The organism is Acinetobacter sp. AG1, from assembly GCF_001005525.1.
In the GTDB taxonomy this organism is placed as follows: Bacteria; Pseudomonadota; Gammaproteobacteria; order Pseudomonadales; family Moraxellaceae; genus Acinetobacter; species Acinetobacter modestus.
Map to the genome: position 1 here is coordinate 26,081 of NZ_LBMZ01000099.1, position 14,999 is coordinate 41,079.

At 37.7% G+C, this 14,999-nt stretch carries 15 protein-coding genes; 6 read left to right on the forward strand and 9 right to left on the reverse strand.

All coding sequences use genetic code 11. The annotated features are described in order from the left end of the window. Positions 1 to 31 precede the first annotated feature (31 nt). The gene (locus AAV96_RS05380) at positions 32 to 793 is read left to right on the forward strand and encodes an SDR family NAD(P)-dependent oxidoreductase (protein WP_046738571.1); all 762 of its coding nucleotides are present in this window, start codon (positions 32 to 34) and stop codon (positions 791 to 793) included. Further along, complete coding sequence (locus AAV96_RS05385; protein ID WP_046738572.1) at positions 790 to 1,845, forward strand: NAD(P)-dependent alcohol dehydrogenase; 1,056 nt, start codon at positions 790 to 792, stop codon at positions 1,843 to 1,845. Before AAV96_RS05380 ends, AAV96_RS05385 begins: the two co-directional genes overlap by 4 nt. 65 nt (positions 1,846 to 1,910) lie before the next feature. Here AAV96_RS05385 and AAV96_RS05390 read toward each other — a convergent pair whose 3' ends face one another. Further along, a complete protein-coding gene (locus AAV96_RS05390) occupies positions 1,911 to 2,645 on the reverse strand; it encodes an SDR family oxidoreductase (protein ID WP_046738573.1) in 735 nt (244 codons plus the stop codon). A gap of 124 nt (positions 2,646 to 2,769) precedes the next feature. On the opposite strand from AAV96_RS05390, the gene AAV96_RS05395 reads away from it, so the two are divergent. After that, the gene (locus AAV96_RS05395) at positions 2,770 to 3,669 is read left to right on the forward strand and encodes a LysR family transcriptional regulator (protein WP_046738574.1); all 900 of its coding nucleotides are present in this window, start codon (positions 2,770 to 2,772) and stop codon (positions 3,667 to 3,669) included. Between the two features lie 51 nt (positions 3,670 to 3,720). On the opposite strand, the gene AAV96_RS05400 is transcribed toward AAV96_RS05395, so the two are convergent. The 7 genes from AAV96_RS05400 to AAV96_RS05430 form a co-directional block, all read right to left on the reverse strand. Further along, positions 3,721 to 4,521: a sulfite exporter TauE/SafE family protein gene (locus AAV96_RS05400; protein ID WP_046738575.1), complete on the reverse strand. Its 801-nt coding sequence runs from the start codon at positions 4,519 to 4,521 to the stop codon at positions 3,721 to 3,723. Between the two features lie 51 nt (positions 4,522 to 4,572). Beyond that, positions 4,573 to 5,064: a flavin reductase gene (locus AAV96_RS05405; protein ID WP_005216259.1), complete on the reverse strand. Its 492-nt coding sequence runs from the start codon at positions 5,062 to 5,064 to the stop codon at positions 4,573 to 4,575. A 151-nt stretch (positions 5,065 to 5,215) separates the two neighbouring features. Next, a complete protein-coding gene (locus AAV96_RS05410) occupies positions 5,216 to 6,244 on the reverse strand; it encodes a methionine synthase (RefSeq protein ID WP_046738576.1) in 1,029 nt (342 codons plus the stop codon). Positions 6,245 to 6,274: 30 nt separating this feature from the next. Then, a complete protein-coding gene (locus AAV96_RS05415; protein WP_046738577.1) occupies positions 6,275 to 7,267 on the reverse strand; it encodes a DUF1852 domain-containing protein in 993 nt (330 codons plus the stop codon). A gap of 502 nt (positions 7,268 to 7,769) precedes the next feature. Beyond that, the gene (locus AAV96_RS05420; protein ID WP_046738578.1) at positions 7,770 to 8,222 is read right to left on the reverse strand and encodes a hypothetical protein; all 453 of its coding nucleotides are present in this window, start codon (positions 8,220 to 8,222) and stop codon (positions 7,770 to 7,772) included. A gap of 181 nt (positions 8,223 to 8,403) precedes the next feature. Further along, positions 8,404 to 10,581: a TonB-dependent siderophore receptor gene (locus AAV96_RS05425; RefSeq protein WP_046738579.1), complete on the reverse strand. Its 2,178-nt coding sequence runs from the start codon at positions 10,579 to 10,581 to the stop codon at positions 8,404 to 8,406. Positions 10,582 to 10,752: 171 nt separating this feature from the next. Continuing rightward, positions 10,753 to 11,445 (reverse strand): type 1 glutamine amidotransferase domain-containing protein, encoded by a 693-nt coding sequence (locus AAV96_RS05430; RefSeq protein ID WP_005216268.1) that lies wholly within the window; start codon positions 11,443 to 11,445, stop codon positions 10,753 to 10,755. A gap of 92 nt (positions 11,446 to 11,537) precedes the next feature. Here AAV96_RS05430 and AAV96_RS05435 point away from each other — a divergent pair, with 92 nt between their 5' ends. The 3 genes from AAV96_RS05435 (at position 11,538) to AAV96_RS05445 (ending at position 13,840) form a co-directional block, all read left to right on the forward strand. Further along, a complete protein-coding gene (locus AAV96_RS05435) occupies positions 11,538 to 11,951 on the forward strand; it encodes a MerR family transcriptional regulator (RefSeq protein WP_046738580.1) in 414 nt (137 codons plus the stop codon). 133 nt (positions 11,952 to 12,084) lie between these two features. Further along, complete coding sequence (locus AAV96_RS05440) at positions 12,085 to 12,993, forward strand: alpha/beta hydrolase (RefSeq protein ID WP_046738581.1); 909 nt, start codon at positions 12,085 to 12,087, stop codon at positions 12,991 to 12,993. 13 nt (positions 12,994 to 13,006) lie between these two features. Next, entirely contained in the window at positions 13,007 to 13,840 is an 834-nt protein-coding gene (locus AAV96_RS05445; protein WP_046738582.1) for an SDR family NAD(P)-dependent oxidoreductase, read from the forward strand. Between the two features lie 7 nt (positions 13,841 to 13,847). On the opposite strand, the gene AAV96_RS05450 is transcribed toward AAV96_RS05445, so the two are convergent. Beyond that, positions 13,848 to 14,846: an AraC family transcriptional regulator gene (locus AAV96_RS05450; RefSeq protein WP_046738583.1), complete on the reverse strand. Its 999-nt coding sequence runs from the start codon at positions 14,844 to 14,846 to the stop codon at positions 13,848 to 13,850. Between the last annotated feature and the right edge of the window lie 153 nt (positions 14,847 to 14,999).

Genomic DNA, 14,999 nt, shown 5'->3' on the forward strand with positions numbered 1-14,999 from the left:
TTTTATTAAATATTGAAAACTTAGAGATGATATGAAAACTGTCCTTATTACTGGTGCAAGTTCAGGTATTGGCAAAGCCTTGGGTTATAAATTCGCTGCTGAAGACTTTAACCTGATTCTGGTTGCCCGTCGAGCGAGTGCATTAGAACAAATAAAACAGGACATTGAAACGACATATCAAGTCAGTGTTCATGTGGAAAGCTGTGATTTGGCGGTTCTTGGCAATGCGCGACAGCTTTATGAAAAGCTAAGAACATTGCAAATTGATGTAATGATCAACAATGCGGGCTTTGGTGATTATGGCTTCCCTTGGGAGGTAAATCTGGAAAAAGCCAATAACATGATCGACCTGAATATTAAAGCCCTCACAGACTTATCTTTACTCTACGTCAAAGATTATGCAGATCGAGAAGCAACCTTAATCAACACGGCTTCGATTGGTGGCTATGTACAAATTGATATTGCCGTGACCTATTGCGCCACAAAATTCTATGTGGCTTCCTTCACCGAAGGTCTGGCACTGGCGATGCAATCACAAAACAAAAAAATGCGGGTCAAGGTCTTGGCACCTGCTGCAACTCGTACTGAATTTGTTGATCAAGCTTCATATCAAGGTGGGATCGACGGTGAGACTTTATTTAGCCCTGAAGTATTTATTTCTGCTGAACAATTAGCTGAATACGCCTATCAGCTTTATCAAAGCGATAAAGTGCTTGGCATCGTCAATGAAAACAATCAATTCGACTTAAAAGATCCAGTTTATCCTCAACTTATAATGGGTACTTCCTCATGAAAACTTATGCTTATGCGGCTTTGGAACAAGGCTCCACCCTAGTTCCTTATACTTTAGAGCGCCGTGAATTACGTCATGATGATGTGAATATTGAAATTCTCTATTCAGGTGTTTGCCATTCCGATCTGCACATGGCAAAGAATGATTGGGGACGTACGGTTTTCCCTTTAGTGCCTGGTCATGAGATTGTCGGTAAAGTCATTGCGATCGGCAAGGATGTGAACAAGTTTAAGATAGGCGATCATGTCGCTGTAGGAACATTTGTTGATAGCTGTATGCATTGTGATCAATGTCATAAAGGTGAAGAACATATGTGCCGTGAAATCTTGACCGAAACCTATAATGGACAAGATCGCATGACTGGTGAAAATACTGCTGGCGGTTATGCCAAACATATCGTGGTGAAAGAATACTTTGTTTTGCATGTTCCTGATCGCTTGGATTTATCACGTGTTGCACCCTTACTCTGTGCAGGAATTACCACCTATTCCCCATTACGAACATGGAATGTAGGACCAGGAACACGTGTTGGTGTGGTGGGTTTGGGTGGCTTAGGGCATATGGCAGTGAAACTGGCGGTCGGTTTGGGTGCCGAGGTAACGGTTCTAAGCCGATCAAAACAGAAACAAGCTGATGCTTTACAACTAGGTGCAGATCGTCTTCTCGATACCGCTGATTCAGAAGCTATGCAACAGGCACTCAATGCCTTTGATGTGATTATTGATACTGTTCCAGTTAAACACGATATTAATCCTTATATTCCGTTACTGGATATTGATGGCACCTTTGTGGTAGTTGGCCAGTTAGGCCATCTGAATGAACTCTTTACTATTCCTGCCATTATGGGGCGTCGTCGAATAGCGGGCTCAATGATTGGCGGTATTGCCGAAACACAGGAAATGTTAAATTTCTGCGCCCGTCAAAATATCTTGCCGGACTGTGAAATGATTCGGATGGATCAAATTAATGAGGCTTTTGAACGCTTAGAACGTTCGGATGTTCGTTATCGTTTCGTGATTGATATGGCGACCTTATCCGCTCACACAGGCTAAATCATTGATCTTTATATCTAACCGAAACAGACGACTTCGGTTAGATTCTTATAATGACTTTAATTTTAAATAATGCCGCCATTCACACGGAGTACTTGCGCATTTATCCAATTACTTGCGTCATTTACAGCGAAATCTAAAACGGCGGCAATATCATCTACAGTGCCTAAACGTTCTAAAGGTGCAGCGTTGCTTAACTTTTTGATCAAGTTATCACTTTTACCTTCTAGAAAAAGTTCTGTTGCAGTTGGTCCGGGTGCGATTGCATTAACGGTAATATTTCTACCTCTAAGCTCCTTAGCTAAAATAGCAGTCAATGATTCAATTGCAGCCTTTGACGCAGTATACACACCGTAGCCTTCAAGTTTCATACCGATAACACTACTAGATAAGTTAATAATTTTCCCACCATTTGGTAATCGTTTAGCAGCTTCACGCATCGTATATAAAGAACCTTTGAGATTAATTGCGAGTATCTGATCAATCGTTTCATCATCAACATCTTCAATTTTATTAAAGCGCATGATGCCTGCATTATTAATCACGATATCTAACTGACCGTAGGTCTGGATAGAGTAATCAAACAGTTGGATGACTTGATTTGAATCACCTATATTCGCTTTAAATAAAGATGCAGTCCCTCCAAGTGCTTGAATCTTTGCTAAAACAGCATTTGCCTCTAGATCATTATGGGCATAATTAATAATAATTTTATGACCTTGTTGAGCTAATAAGGTTGCAGTAAAGGCACCGATACCTCTTGAAGCACCCGTAATTAAAATAACTTTTTTCTGACTCATATCTCACCTCATAAAATGAAATTTAACTTCTCATGGGTTCTATGATACTGTTCAGTAAAAGTCGGATAATCTCTTAAAATCCGACATATTTATCCAAATAATACGAACAAATGAGTGAGGTACGATGGATAAATTAAATGCAATGTCTGCTTTTATTCATGTCGTTGAACAACAAAGCTTTACCAAAGCTGCGCACATATTGAGTCTGCCTCGTTCAACATTGACTGATGCTATTAAACAATTAGAACTACAATTGAATACACGTTTGTTATTTCGGACTACTCGTCAGGTTAAAACCACTGATGAAGGACAGATTTATTATGAACGCTGTAAGTATATTTTGAGCTATATCAATGAATCTGATCATGATTTTCTGAATGCAAAACCACAAGGGACTTTAAAAATAGAAGTGCATGGTATCTTTGCTGCACATTTTATTATGCCTAAACTGCATCAGTTTCTGAGTGAATTTCCACAAATTCAATTACAACTGACAGAAAGTGACCGCTATGTTGATGTTATTAAAGAAGGAATTGATTGTGTTATTCGTATTGGTCAACTCAATGATAGTGATCTTATCGTCAGACACCTTGGTGATATTCAACAGGTTACTTTGGCCAGTCCAGATTATTTAAAAAAATATGGTGTCCCAAACAAGCTAAACGATCTAAATGGCCATTTTATGGTGGGGTTTTACTCAACAGCTCGGCAGAAACTAACCCCACTTGAGTTTATAGATAAGCAAAAAACTGAATTATATGATTTACCCACGATGATACAAGTTAATGGAGCTAATACCTATTCTGCAGCAGCTAAACATCACTTCGGACTTATTCAAGTTCCAAGATATGGTCATCATTTAGAACTTGAGCAAGGTGAACTTTGTGAAGTTTTAACAGATTACCCAGTGCCTTCCCTTCCTGTTTCTTTGCTTTATGCATCCAAGACATTGGTTTCACCTAGGCAAAAAGTATTTATTGAATGGATTATTCAAATTTTTAAAGAGCAGCCTTTAAATGAATAAAAAGCCCACATAATGTGAGCTTTATCATTTTATCAAGCCTGTTAAGATCGATTAAATTAATCCTTTAAACAGGAAAAAACATCCGACAAACAACAGTAGTACAGCAAAGCATTTTTTTAACATTTGCGGTGATAAAGCATGTGCCACTTTAGCACCTAGCTTTGCGGTAAAAAAGCTCATCGCACTGATACCAAGAAATGCATAAATATGAACAAAACCTATGCTGTTCGGAACATTTATTTGTTCTTTCATACCAAATAACATAAAGCCAAGCGCACCTGCAATTGCGATAGGTAAGCCACATGCAGCAGATGTTCCAACTGCTTTTTGCATGACTACACCGTGATGATTTAAATATGGTACGGTTAAACTACCTCCACCAATACCAAAAATTGCTGATGCTACGCCTATTCCTGTACCTGCGAACACCTGTTTAGTCATTGATGGAAGCACTTTATTCTGATCTATTACTTTTTTGGCTCCAATAAACATTTGATATGCAACCCAAATCACAAAAACACCAATAATCAGTTGTAAGTGTTCCCTTGATAGTAATCCCGCAATACCCGCACCAAAAAATGACCCAATTACTAAACCTGGAGTCAAATTTTTGAATACAGGCCAAATTACTGCACCATTTTTATTATGCGCCATTAATGAGCTGATAGACGTCACAATAATCGTGGCTAATGAAGTACCCAAAGCAAGATGCATCACAACTTCAGGATCATAGCCCATTTGTGTAAAGACAACATATAAAAGGGGTACAATGATCAGCCCACCACCTACTCCAAAAAGCCCAGCAGCAAATCCCGCTAAGGCGCCTATAGCTAAAAAAATGATTAATTCCACGACATACTTACTTGATTGAAGGTTAATATTAGATAAATAGCGAATATTGATTTAAGCAACTTCGGTCTCACCCACTTGGTGATAAGCGCGATTAAAATACACCAAACTATGTTCATGCTGACCTTGTTGAATAGCAACTGTACGGCAAATAAAAATAGTATGTGTTCCTACTTCCTGAATTTGTTCAATCTGACAATCAAAACTGACAAGAGCATCCTCTAAAACAGGTGCACCTGTTTTCAATTTAGTCCAAGTTCCATGTTTAAACCGCTCTTCAGAGGTCAACTTAGAAGAAAACACATTGGAAATATGCTGATGTTGCGCGCCTAGAACATTCACAGTTAAAGTTTCATTTTCAATAAAATGTGCATGTGACCTAGATGCTGTATTCATACACACCAATAATGTCGGAGGTGTATCCGTAACACTACATACAGCAGATGCGGTAAATCCATGACGACCAGATGCTCCCGCTGTAGTCACCACATTCACTGCACTTGTCAGTAAAGACATCGCATTTCTAAAGTCAGTTGCTTCAATCATCATCTGATTCCTAAATTGAACTGTAGCTTTTCTTTAGATTAAGCCTTAGCACACAGTCGCGTCACATTTGCACATCTAAATCATTTCAAACCGAATGGGCTACTAACTAAATGAACAAGTATCCCATTCGATATTTCCAAATTGCTAAATACTAAACGGCGAGCTCTTTTCGGATAATTTCTGCACCTGCACTCAAGGCATTCAGCTTGCCGCGTGCTACATGACGAGATAAAGGCGCCATTCCACAGTTAGTAGATGGATAAAGTTTATCAGCATCGACAAACTGAAGCGCTTTGCGTAGCGTATCTGCAACCTCATCCGCTGTTTCAATCGTATTGGTTGCAACATCAATCGCACCAACCATGACTTTTTTACCGCGGATTAGTTCGATTAGATCCATTGGTACACGAGAGTTTTGGCATTCAAGTGAAACGATATCAATTTTAGACTTTTGAAGCTTAGGGAAAGCTTCTTCATATTGACGCCACTCTGAACCCAACGTCTTTTTCCAATCGGTATTGGCTTTGATGCCATAGCCATAGCAGATATGTACCGCTGTTTCACATTTAAGACCTTCAAGTGCTCTTTCTAAGGTCGCAACACCCCAATCATTTACCTCATCAAAGAACACATTAAATGCAGGTTCATCAAATTGAATAATGTCGACACCCGCAGCTTCCAATTCAAGCGCTTCTTGATTAAGAATCTTGGCAAATTCCCAAGCCAGTTTTTCACGGCTTTTATAGTGACCATCATATAACGTGTCAATCATGGTCATTGGACCTGGAAGCGCCCATTTGATTGGTTGTGTTGTTTGGCTACGTAAAAACTTGGCATCTTCCACGAAAACAGGCTTTTGGCGAGAGACTGCACCGACTACAGATGGAACACTTGCATCATAACGATTACGGATACGAACTGTTTCACGCTTCTCAAAATCCACGCCATCAAGATGCTCGATAAATGTGGTGACAAAATGTTGGCGAGTTTGCTCACCATCGCTCACAATATCAATTCCCGCATGGATCTGTTCTTGTAGAGATAAACGCAGAGCATCTTGCTTCGCTTCGATTAATGCCTCACCCTCTAATTTCCAAGGTGACCAAAGTTTTTCAGGTTCTGCAAGCCATGAAGGTTTTGGTAAGCTGCCAGCCGTTGATGTTGGTAATAAAATTGCCATTTTAAATCTTCTATCTCTATTTCAGGTAAATTAAGCAGCGTTACTGTCTACAGTGTAATTGGCAGCCCATTGTTCAAGGATGTTTTGATAAGGCTTGATAAAGTTTTCTTCCGTCCATTTACCTTGTTTTACTGCCAATTGACCACGCTCTACACGGTCGTAAACAATTCGTGTTAATGAGTAATCTGGGTACTCTAAACTTGCTTTATACACTTGTGCTGCTGAAGAATTTGCATTGTAAATTTCAGGACGATAGATCTTTTGGAAAGTTTCCATCGTGCTAATTGCGCTAATCAGTTCAAAATCGGTGTAATCACGTAATAAATCACCCGCAAAATAGAATGCTAAAGGTGCAACACTTCCTTTCGGCATAAAGAAGCGAACCTGTAAGCCCATTTTATGGAAATATTCATCAGTACGTGAATATTGGTCTTGCTTATATTCAACACCCAAAATAGGATGCTCATTGGTTGTACGCTGATAAGTTCTTGCTGTTGAAACACTCAAGCAAATCACAGGCTGTTGATTGAATGCTGCTTTAAAAGTATCTGAGTTGACGAGGTACTGATAAAGCTTGCCATGTAAATCACCAAAATTTTCAGGTGCGTACGAAGTTGAGTTTTCTTTATTATGTTCTTTTAGTACTACACTAAAATCATAATCACGTACATAAGATGAGAAGCTATTACCAATCATACCTTCAATACGTTGATTGGTATGGTAATCGGTAATGGTGCTTTTCAACATTTCAATGATCGGAAAAGTTTTGCCATTACCTTCAATATCTAAATCTGCAGAAATAATATCAATTTCAAGTGAATAACGGTCACCATTCGGATTATCTGTTTGTGCTAAAGCATTGAAACGATTATTAATCATTCGAAGTGTATTACGAAGATTCTGCTCTCGATTTTCACCGCGTGCTAAGTTGGCAAAATTAGTCGTTAGACGTGTGCTATCCGCTGGTTGATAGTTTTCATCAAAACGAATGCGTTTAATTGAACATGCAAACTCTTTACTCATGATGATTGGTATCCTAATTTTTGCGATAAACCGTAAACTTCTTTATGTTGTAATTTATACTCGAATCATCACATGAATAAAAATGATTTAATCTAACTCCAACATGAGTAAAATTCATGTTGATAAGATGCGCTATCATGATTAGAAATTCTGAATGAAAAATTATTAGATTTTATTTTGCAATTAGAATAAGTAGCTTAAATATAAGCTAATGAAAAATATTGATTTATATTTTTAAATTTATATTTCGAAGGAAAATGGAAATGAAAGCGTAATGTCTAAAAAATATAAAATGATTAAATCACCCAAAGCATAAATCTATTTTTGGAGCTGTAATATTTGGATAAAAAATCAAAAAATAGTCATCATTCCATATTCTCCTCCGCCCTATTTTCATGTAATCGGAAAAATGAAACTTTGAATCCTGCAAGTTTTTATAGATAAATGAGCTGCTAAAATAGAATCAGCAGCCCATTACATTAGATCTTCTGATGGAAAATAATTACTTCCTAACAATTGGACCTGATGTTTTAGCATCTGAATCAGTCCAATAGCTTTTATCTTGTTGCGTTGGATCACCTTCTAATTTATAGCTTATAAAGCCCTTTTTGAAAATTAATCCTCCATCACTTCGCTTCGATTTAACTTTTTGCCCATTCACCCAAACATTTTCTTTATTATCAACAAGAATATTCGATACTGTTTGCTCGCTGTTTGAGTTTTTTGCGATCCATTTACCTGCGTAAGTATTTGAAATAATTCTTTTATCAGTTCCAAATCCTGCTTTGCTATTCTCGGCTTTTGATTTATTAACATCACAACCTTGTAGCGCAGATACTTGAGTACAACCTGAACGTTCTAACTTCGCTCTATATTTTGCATCTATTGCATAGGCTGAATTCATCGTATAAAAAGTGCTTACAGCAAGACATACGCTAAGTAGAGTTTTATTCATATTTAATTAGCCTTTTTAGATGATAAATGGATTGATACATGATTTTTATAAGGTCATTCTAGCATTACTATTTTTTTCAAATGATGTGTAGCTTGATTGTTTAATTTTATTTTAGTGTAAAGATCAACTATTCAGAGGAGCAAGGCAAATAGATGATCTTTACATATTATTGAATTCTTATTTAAAAATTCACTGTCCATGAAAATTTTGCAGTACGCGGTGTGCCTAAAAATAAATAGTCATCACCAAAGAAGCTTCCCACATCTCGCCAGTATTTTTTATTTGATACGTTATCAAGATTGAATCTCAGCGTGTTTTCATAGCCATAAGCACGGAAGTTATAGGCAGTTCCTAGATTAAACAAAGTATAGCTAGGTACTTTTACTGTAGCTGATTTATTGGCATATTTACTGCTACTGTATTGTATACCAGCGAGTAAACGTAATCCTTCAACTTGGGGGATTTGATATGAAATATTAGTTGCTAAACGTACACGAGGTACATTTTGAGTTTGATGATCTTGATATTCAGATGACTGTATGTCTTTTAAGCGCGAACGTGTAAGTGCTAAAGTCGATGTCACATCTAAATTTTGAACAAGACGTCCTTGAAGACCAAATTCCAAACCAAGGTTATGTTGTTCACCATCTTTTACGAAATCATTTGAAGTATTGGTATATTGGTTATCTTGTTTTAAATCAAATAATGCAGCTGAAAAAAGTAAATCTTGCCACTGCTGCTTAAATCCCAATTCATATTGAGCTGAATGTTTAGGTGCTAATGTCACAAAAGGATTGTTTGCAAACCACGGCGCTTGTCCGCCGTCACTTAATCCTTTAGCGTAAGAAGCATAGACATGAGTCTTTTCCAAAGGCTGATACATCACAGCAAATTGTGGTAAAAAGCGATTAAAGTTAGTGTCACGAATATTACGACCAGATGCATTATAAGCATCTTCATTTAAATGCAGTAGTTTTCCGCCTGCTAGAATTGACCATGCTGTATTAAATTCAACTTGATCAAGTAAATTTAATCCTGTTTGCTGACTGTTTAAAGATTTGTAGTGATTGCCCAAAACCGCGCCTGATGGAGCAAAGTCCACAGTATCAGTATAAATATTCCCTGTACCTACAGCTTGATTAATCGCATCATATTGCGCATGTCGTTTATAAGTATGTGATAATTCTAAACTCAGTTTATGTTGCCATGTGCCAGTAATAAATTGACCATTTAAGCCCGCTTTAAATTGATTAGTTAGATAACTGTCATCTGGACTGCGGAAGTCATAAATATCATAGTTACCATTTTGATCAAAGGTATTGCCAAAACCTGTAATCTGACACGTGCTGCTGTAACATCCCCATGGAAAGGCAGAATAATCATCCACCACAACACGACTTTGAGAAGCACTTAGATTTGCTGACCAATCTTTATTGATTTGGTAATTATATTTTAAGCTCGTATTTAAACTTTGATTGATGACAGGTTGGCTCCAACTTTGATAGCCAAGTAAACGATCCCACGCCACACCAGCGGGTACGGTTTTACCATCAAGTAATTGATAGCCTGGTACTGAACGCTGACGTTGACGCTGTGATTCAATATCAAATTCTAGTTTTGAACGATCTGATATATTCCAGTCTAATGCTAAAGAACCAAATAAGCGTTTACCATTGGCATGTTCTACATGCGGATGAATATCCTCATGCGCCAAATTCATTCGATAACCAAACTGCTGCTCTGTTCCTAAAAATCCGCCAAAGTCAGCTGCGATAACATTACCACCATGACTATCTGCATCAATGGTCATTGAACGGATGTCTTTAGGACGTTTGCTTACATAATTAACGACACCCGCTGGTGTCGACATTCCACTTTGAATAGCACTGATACCTTTCAAAATCTCCACTTGTTCTTTGTTTTCAAGCGCGACATTTTGCTCGCCGCGCAGCAAGTTACCATTCAGCAAATAGCTCGAACCGAGGTTTAAGGCAAAACCGCGCATGATGAAATTCGAATAATAACCAATTGGGGCATAACCATCACCCACAGAGGCATCATTTTTCACAACATCCGTTACAGTTCTTGCATGTTGGTCGGCAATTCGCTCAGCCGTTACAGTATGAATAGATGCAGGAATCTCAGCGAGATTTTGTTGTGTGAAACCAGACAGATTTACCTTGGGTTGAAAATATACATTTTCTGCTACTTGGGCTTTTACTGTGATTGTTTCTAATCTGGATACTTTATTTTCATCTTCAGCATGTACCAATACTGAACTTAACCCTAGGTACGAAAATGAACCAACTGCCAGTAATGCCTTGTGTAAACGAGAAAATGTAAATGGATATGTTTTCACAGTAGTTGCCTAACCCCAAGAAATAATCTTATAGCCTGAATTTTTCGGGCATGAGTATTCACAATTTTCCATAATTGAACAAGTATGTTTTCCACCATCTATCTAATATTTTTAAAAGCTCCGAATGCTTTAGGCATAAACGGAGCTTTTGATCAAAATCACTCTGAACATTTACTGCTTTAATAAATTTTTAATAATCACTTGGGCTGTTTGGCGAGCAGAAAATGGATTTTGACCAGTAATCAAATTGCCATCCTGAACTACATAGGGTGCAAAAGGAATGAATTTTTTAGAGTACATTGCCCCATGTTGTTTCGCTAACTGTTCAGCATTGTAAGGTACTTTTTTTGCGACGCCTGCAAATATCTCTTCGCTCCATGCAAAACCAGTTATTTTTTTATCTTTTATTAGATATTCATCATCCGAAAGGCGAACATTCAATAGCCCACAGTAACCATGACAGACACTAGAAACTATGCCACCTTTTTCATAAATGTTTCTGGTCATTTCTTGAAGTTCGGCATTATTTAAAAAATCCCACATCACGCCGTGCCCACCCGTGTAATAAATTACATCATAGTCTTCCCAATTGATTTCAGATGGTTTTTTAGTATTTTCGAGCAGTTGCATAAATGTTTGATCATTTTTTCTTTTCAAAACGGATTGATCAGCAACGAAAAGTCCTAATGATTTTGGTTCAATCGGAGACTTGCCTCCCAGAGGGCTAACAATATCTTGAATATAATTTTGTTTTTCAAACTCATCATAAGCATGGGTCAATTCACCTAACCATAGACCTGTAGGCTGATCAATTCCTTCATATTGAGAAACATTAGTGACAACGTGCAATATACGTTTTGACATATCTTACCTCTGCTTTAGCATTATTTTTTAATCTTGCTTTTGCATCACTATAAGTCTAAAGTTAACTTCAATGTCAAGAGGAAATCAGTAAAATGAATATTAGCGAATTATCAAAACACAGCGGTTTAACTACACCGACGATTCGTTATTATGAACAAATCAAACTGTTGCCTAAAGCAAAACGCAAAGCGAATGGTTATCGAGAGTATAGTGAGGATGACCTCAAACAGCTTTTCTTAATTCAGCAAGCTCAACAAGTTGGTTTTTCGCTTACAGAAATTAAAGCATTTTTGCCATCAAATGCGGCAAATTGGGACCATGATACACTTATAAGCATTCTAGAAAGTAAAATTAAAGACATTGAGGAATTAGAACAAAAACTAGCAGTAAGTAAGCAAAATCTAAAAATGATGATTTATGCAATCAACAATAAACCAGATGAAATTACTTGTGCGGAAAATGCCAAGCGATTACTCAATCTATATTATGAAAATGATAAGAATTAATACGTTATTAAGTTTGGTTATAAAGCAGTTAAATAAATTGGCGTAAAATATCAAATGATATGGCGGTTTCCATCAAGATCATACATTAACTTTGCTCAAAAATAGCGCTACGCCCCATCATTAGGAAATAGCGATGAGCAGCAAAAATAGTGAAAGATCACAACCAAGCGATATTTACTTTAATTCTGGTGATTTGAAATGTAGTGCATATTTATATCGTCCAGCGCAGAAATCCCCATCCCCAATTATCATCATGGCTCATGGGCTTGGTGGCACTCGAAAAATGCGTCTAACTGCTTTTGCCGAACGTTTTGTAGCAGCAGGATATGCCTGCCTTGTTTTTGATTATCGGCATTTTGGGGACAGTGAAGGTCAACCAAGACAACTTCTAGACATTAACCGCCAACTTGAAGACTGGAAAGCTGCGATAGCTTATGCGCGTCAATTATCAGGAATAGATCATTCAAAAATTATTCTGTGGGGTTCGTCCTTTTCTGGAGGACATGTTTTAGCTACTGCTGCCCAAGATGCAAATATCCGTGCGGCCATTTCTCAATGTCCTTTCACAGATGGACTTTCGTCAAGTTTAGTCATGGATCCAGTAACTTCGTTAAAACTCACAACTTTGGCATTACGTGATCGCATAGGTGCTGTACTGGGAAATGAACCTGTAATGGTGCCTTTGTCCGCAACACCAGGTAATACGGCACTCATGAATGCAGCAGATGCACATTCAGGTTCACTCGAATTAACTAAATATGATCCTGATTATAAAAATTATGTCGCAGCCCGCTTTGCCTTTGACATCATTCGTTACTATCCCGGACGTCAAGCTAAGAAAATAAAAGCCCCTGTATTATATTGTGTTTGTGAAACCGACAGTGTTGCACCTTCAAAAGCAACTTTGCGTTATGCCAATCAAACCCCTCAAAAAGAAATTAAACGCTATCACTATGGTCATTTCGAAATTTATATCGGTGACGCATTTGAGCATGTAGTGAATGATCAAATTAATTTTCTAAAACGAACAGTTGCTATCTAATCGAGTAAAAATCATGAATAAATATCAATTAAAAGATAAAGTTGTCGTCATTACTGGTTCAACAGGTGGCTTAGGTCAAGCAACAGCACAGGCATTACGCGATAAAGGTGCTAAGTTAGCGTTACTAGATTTAGATTTAAATAAAGTTACCCAGCAAGCAAATGACTTAGGTGGAAGTAGTAACGCAATGGGATGGCAAGCAGATGTTTGCTCTTTAGAAAGTTTGGAAAATGCGATGGCAAGTGCGGCAAAGCATTTTGGCAAAATTGATGTCGTCATTGCCAATGCAGGTATTGGGCGTCCTGCATCATTAGAACATATGGCACCTGAAACATTTGAGCGAACAATTGATATTAATCTAACAGGTGTATTTCGTACATTTCGTTCTGCTCTACCTTATGTAAAAGAAACTCAAGGCTATTTATTGGCAATTTCGTCCTTGGCGGCATTTGTACACTCCCCTTTAAACACGCATTACACCTCAAGTAAAGCGGGTGTTTGGGCATTATGTGATAGTCTCCGTTTGGAACTTAAACATTTAAATATTGGTGTTGGAAGTATCCACCCTACTTTCTTTCAGACGCCGATGATGGATGCTGTGCAATCAGATCCAGCAGGCAAAGCCGTTTGGAAAGGCAATACAGGGATTTGGAAATATGTAGCGATTGAAACCGTGGTCTCAGAACTGGTTGAAGGTATTGAGAAACGTAAAGATATTGTGATTGTACCTAAAACTAATAAATTTGTTGCCAAAGCTCCGGGATTGTTTCGTAACATTATTGAGCTCATAGGATTCAATCAAAAACAACTCAAACAAACGATGCGGCTGGCAGAAAAGCAGGATTAAAATCAGATCAATTCATTGAATTTATATTGAAAGATTCTCTTTCTTGCTGTGGTGTTTTACCCGACCATTCTTTATAGGCTCGGGTAAACGCACTATGTTCAGAGTATCCGAGTAACAGAGCAATATCTATAATTTGCAATCTTGGATCGATTAAATAAGATTTTGCTAATTCATAACGCACTAGATTTAATTCTTTGCGAAAATTTGTGCCAACTTCAATTAGTCGCCTTTGTAATGTTCGACGCGACAAATGTAATCTTGCAGCAAGCTGATCAATCTCTGGTTCACCTTGATGCAGTAAATAAGCAATCTGCTTACGAACTTGTTCTATAATTTCTTCGACTTGTGGTAGACGTGCTAGCTGTTGATCAGCATGTTTATCAAGTATAGCCATCAAAGCTGTATCAGGGCTTTTTAAAGGTAAACTTAACATTTCTAACCCAAATCGAATCAATGGAACCTGTTGTTCGAAAAGAACAGGACAACCAAAGTATTCTTCATAAGCTCTAATATCTTCAGGTTGTTTATGAATAAAATGAACTGCTTGTAAGCTTTCTTTACCGCGAATTAAGCTTCGAGCAAACTGCACCATCACCGTTCGACCAGTTTCATCGACTAAACCACCTTCTTGATGTTCACTCACATCCCAAGTTAACTCTACACAGTCAGCAAGTAGTTGAATATTTGCGGGCATAACATCAAAAATAAGCCTCTGATAACGTTCAAAACGCTGTACGGCTGTAAAAAAATTATCACAAGTGGAAAGTACCGCGCCAATGATTCCAAGATGTCTCGCAGTAATCGTTTGTCCCACATGCAAGCCAATCAATGGATCATTTAAATAATCTTTTGCAATTTGTAATAAGTTTTCCCAATGTTCAATTGCAACGCCACCAAGACCATTTTCATCAGGAACAGGCCAAGGCTCATCTAATACTTTTTCTGGATCATGTCCTTGTGCTTCCAGATATTCAAATAGTAAATGAACATAGGTTTCTGGAATCATTCTTCGATGTAATGGTTTAGCCAACCTTTAGATCTCATTGTTATTTTATCGTGGCGTAAAGTATCAAATAGATTATTCAAAGCTGTCAAGATCATGAGTATAGCACTTGATATTTTTGAACTTATTCTAAACTTTAGAAAGCTACGATGATTT

Excerpts from the sequence above, each read along its gene's own strand:
- AAV96_RS05450 (WP_046738583.1), bottom strand. The coding sequence starts at position 14,846 with ATGATTCCAGAAACCTATGTTCATTTACTATTTGAATATCTGGAAGCA.
- AAV96_RS05395 (WP_046738574.1), top strand. The coding sequence starts at position 2,770 with ATGGATAAATTAAATGCAATGTCTGCTTTTATTCATGTCGTTGAACAA.
- AAV96_RS05390 (WP_046738573.1), bottom strand. The coding sequence starts at position 2,645 with ATGAGTCAGAAAAAAGTTATTTTAATTACGGGTGCTTCAAGAGGTATC.
- AAV96_RS05385 (WP_046738572.1), top strand. The coding sequence starts at position 790 with ATGAAAACTTATGCTTATGCGGCTTTGGAACAAGGCTCCACCCTAGTT.
- AAV96_RS05380 (WP_046738571.1), top strand. The coding sequence starts at position 32 with ATGAAAACTGTCCTTATTACTGGTGCAAGTTCAGGTATTGGCAAAGCC.
- AAV96_RS05440 (WP_046738581.1), top strand. The coding sequence starts at position 12,085 with ATGAGCAGCAAAAATAGTGAAAGATCACAACCAAGCGATATTTACTTT.
- AAV96_RS05410 (WP_046738576.1), bottom strand. The coding sequence starts at position 6,244 with ATGGCAATTTTATTACCAACATCAACGGCTGGCAGCTTACCAAAACCT.
- AAV96_RS05415 (WP_046738577.1), bottom strand. The coding sequence starts at position 7,267 with ATGAGTAAAGAGTTTGCATGTTCAATTAAACGCATTCGTTTTGATGAA.
- AAV96_RS05420 (WP_046738578.1), bottom strand. The coding sequence starts at position 8,222 with ATGAATAAAACTCTACTTAGCGTATGTCTTGCTGTAAGCACTTTTTAT.
- AAV96_RS05405 (WP_005216259.1), bottom strand. The coding sequence starts at position 5,064 with ATGATTGAAGCAACTGACTTTAGAAATGCGATGTCTTTACTGACAAGT.
- AAV96_RS05430 (WP_005216268.1), bottom strand. The coding sequence starts at position 11,445 with ATGTCAAAACGTATATTGCACGTTGTCACTAATGTTTCTCAATATGAA.
- AAV96_RS05435 (WP_046738580.1), top strand. The coding sequence starts at position 11,538 with ATGAATATTAGCGAATTATCAAAACACAGCGGTTTAACTACACCGACG.
- AAV96_RS05445 (WP_046738582.1), top strand. The coding sequence starts at position 13,007 with ATGAATAAATATCAATTAAAAGATAAAGTTGTCGTCATTACTGGTTCA.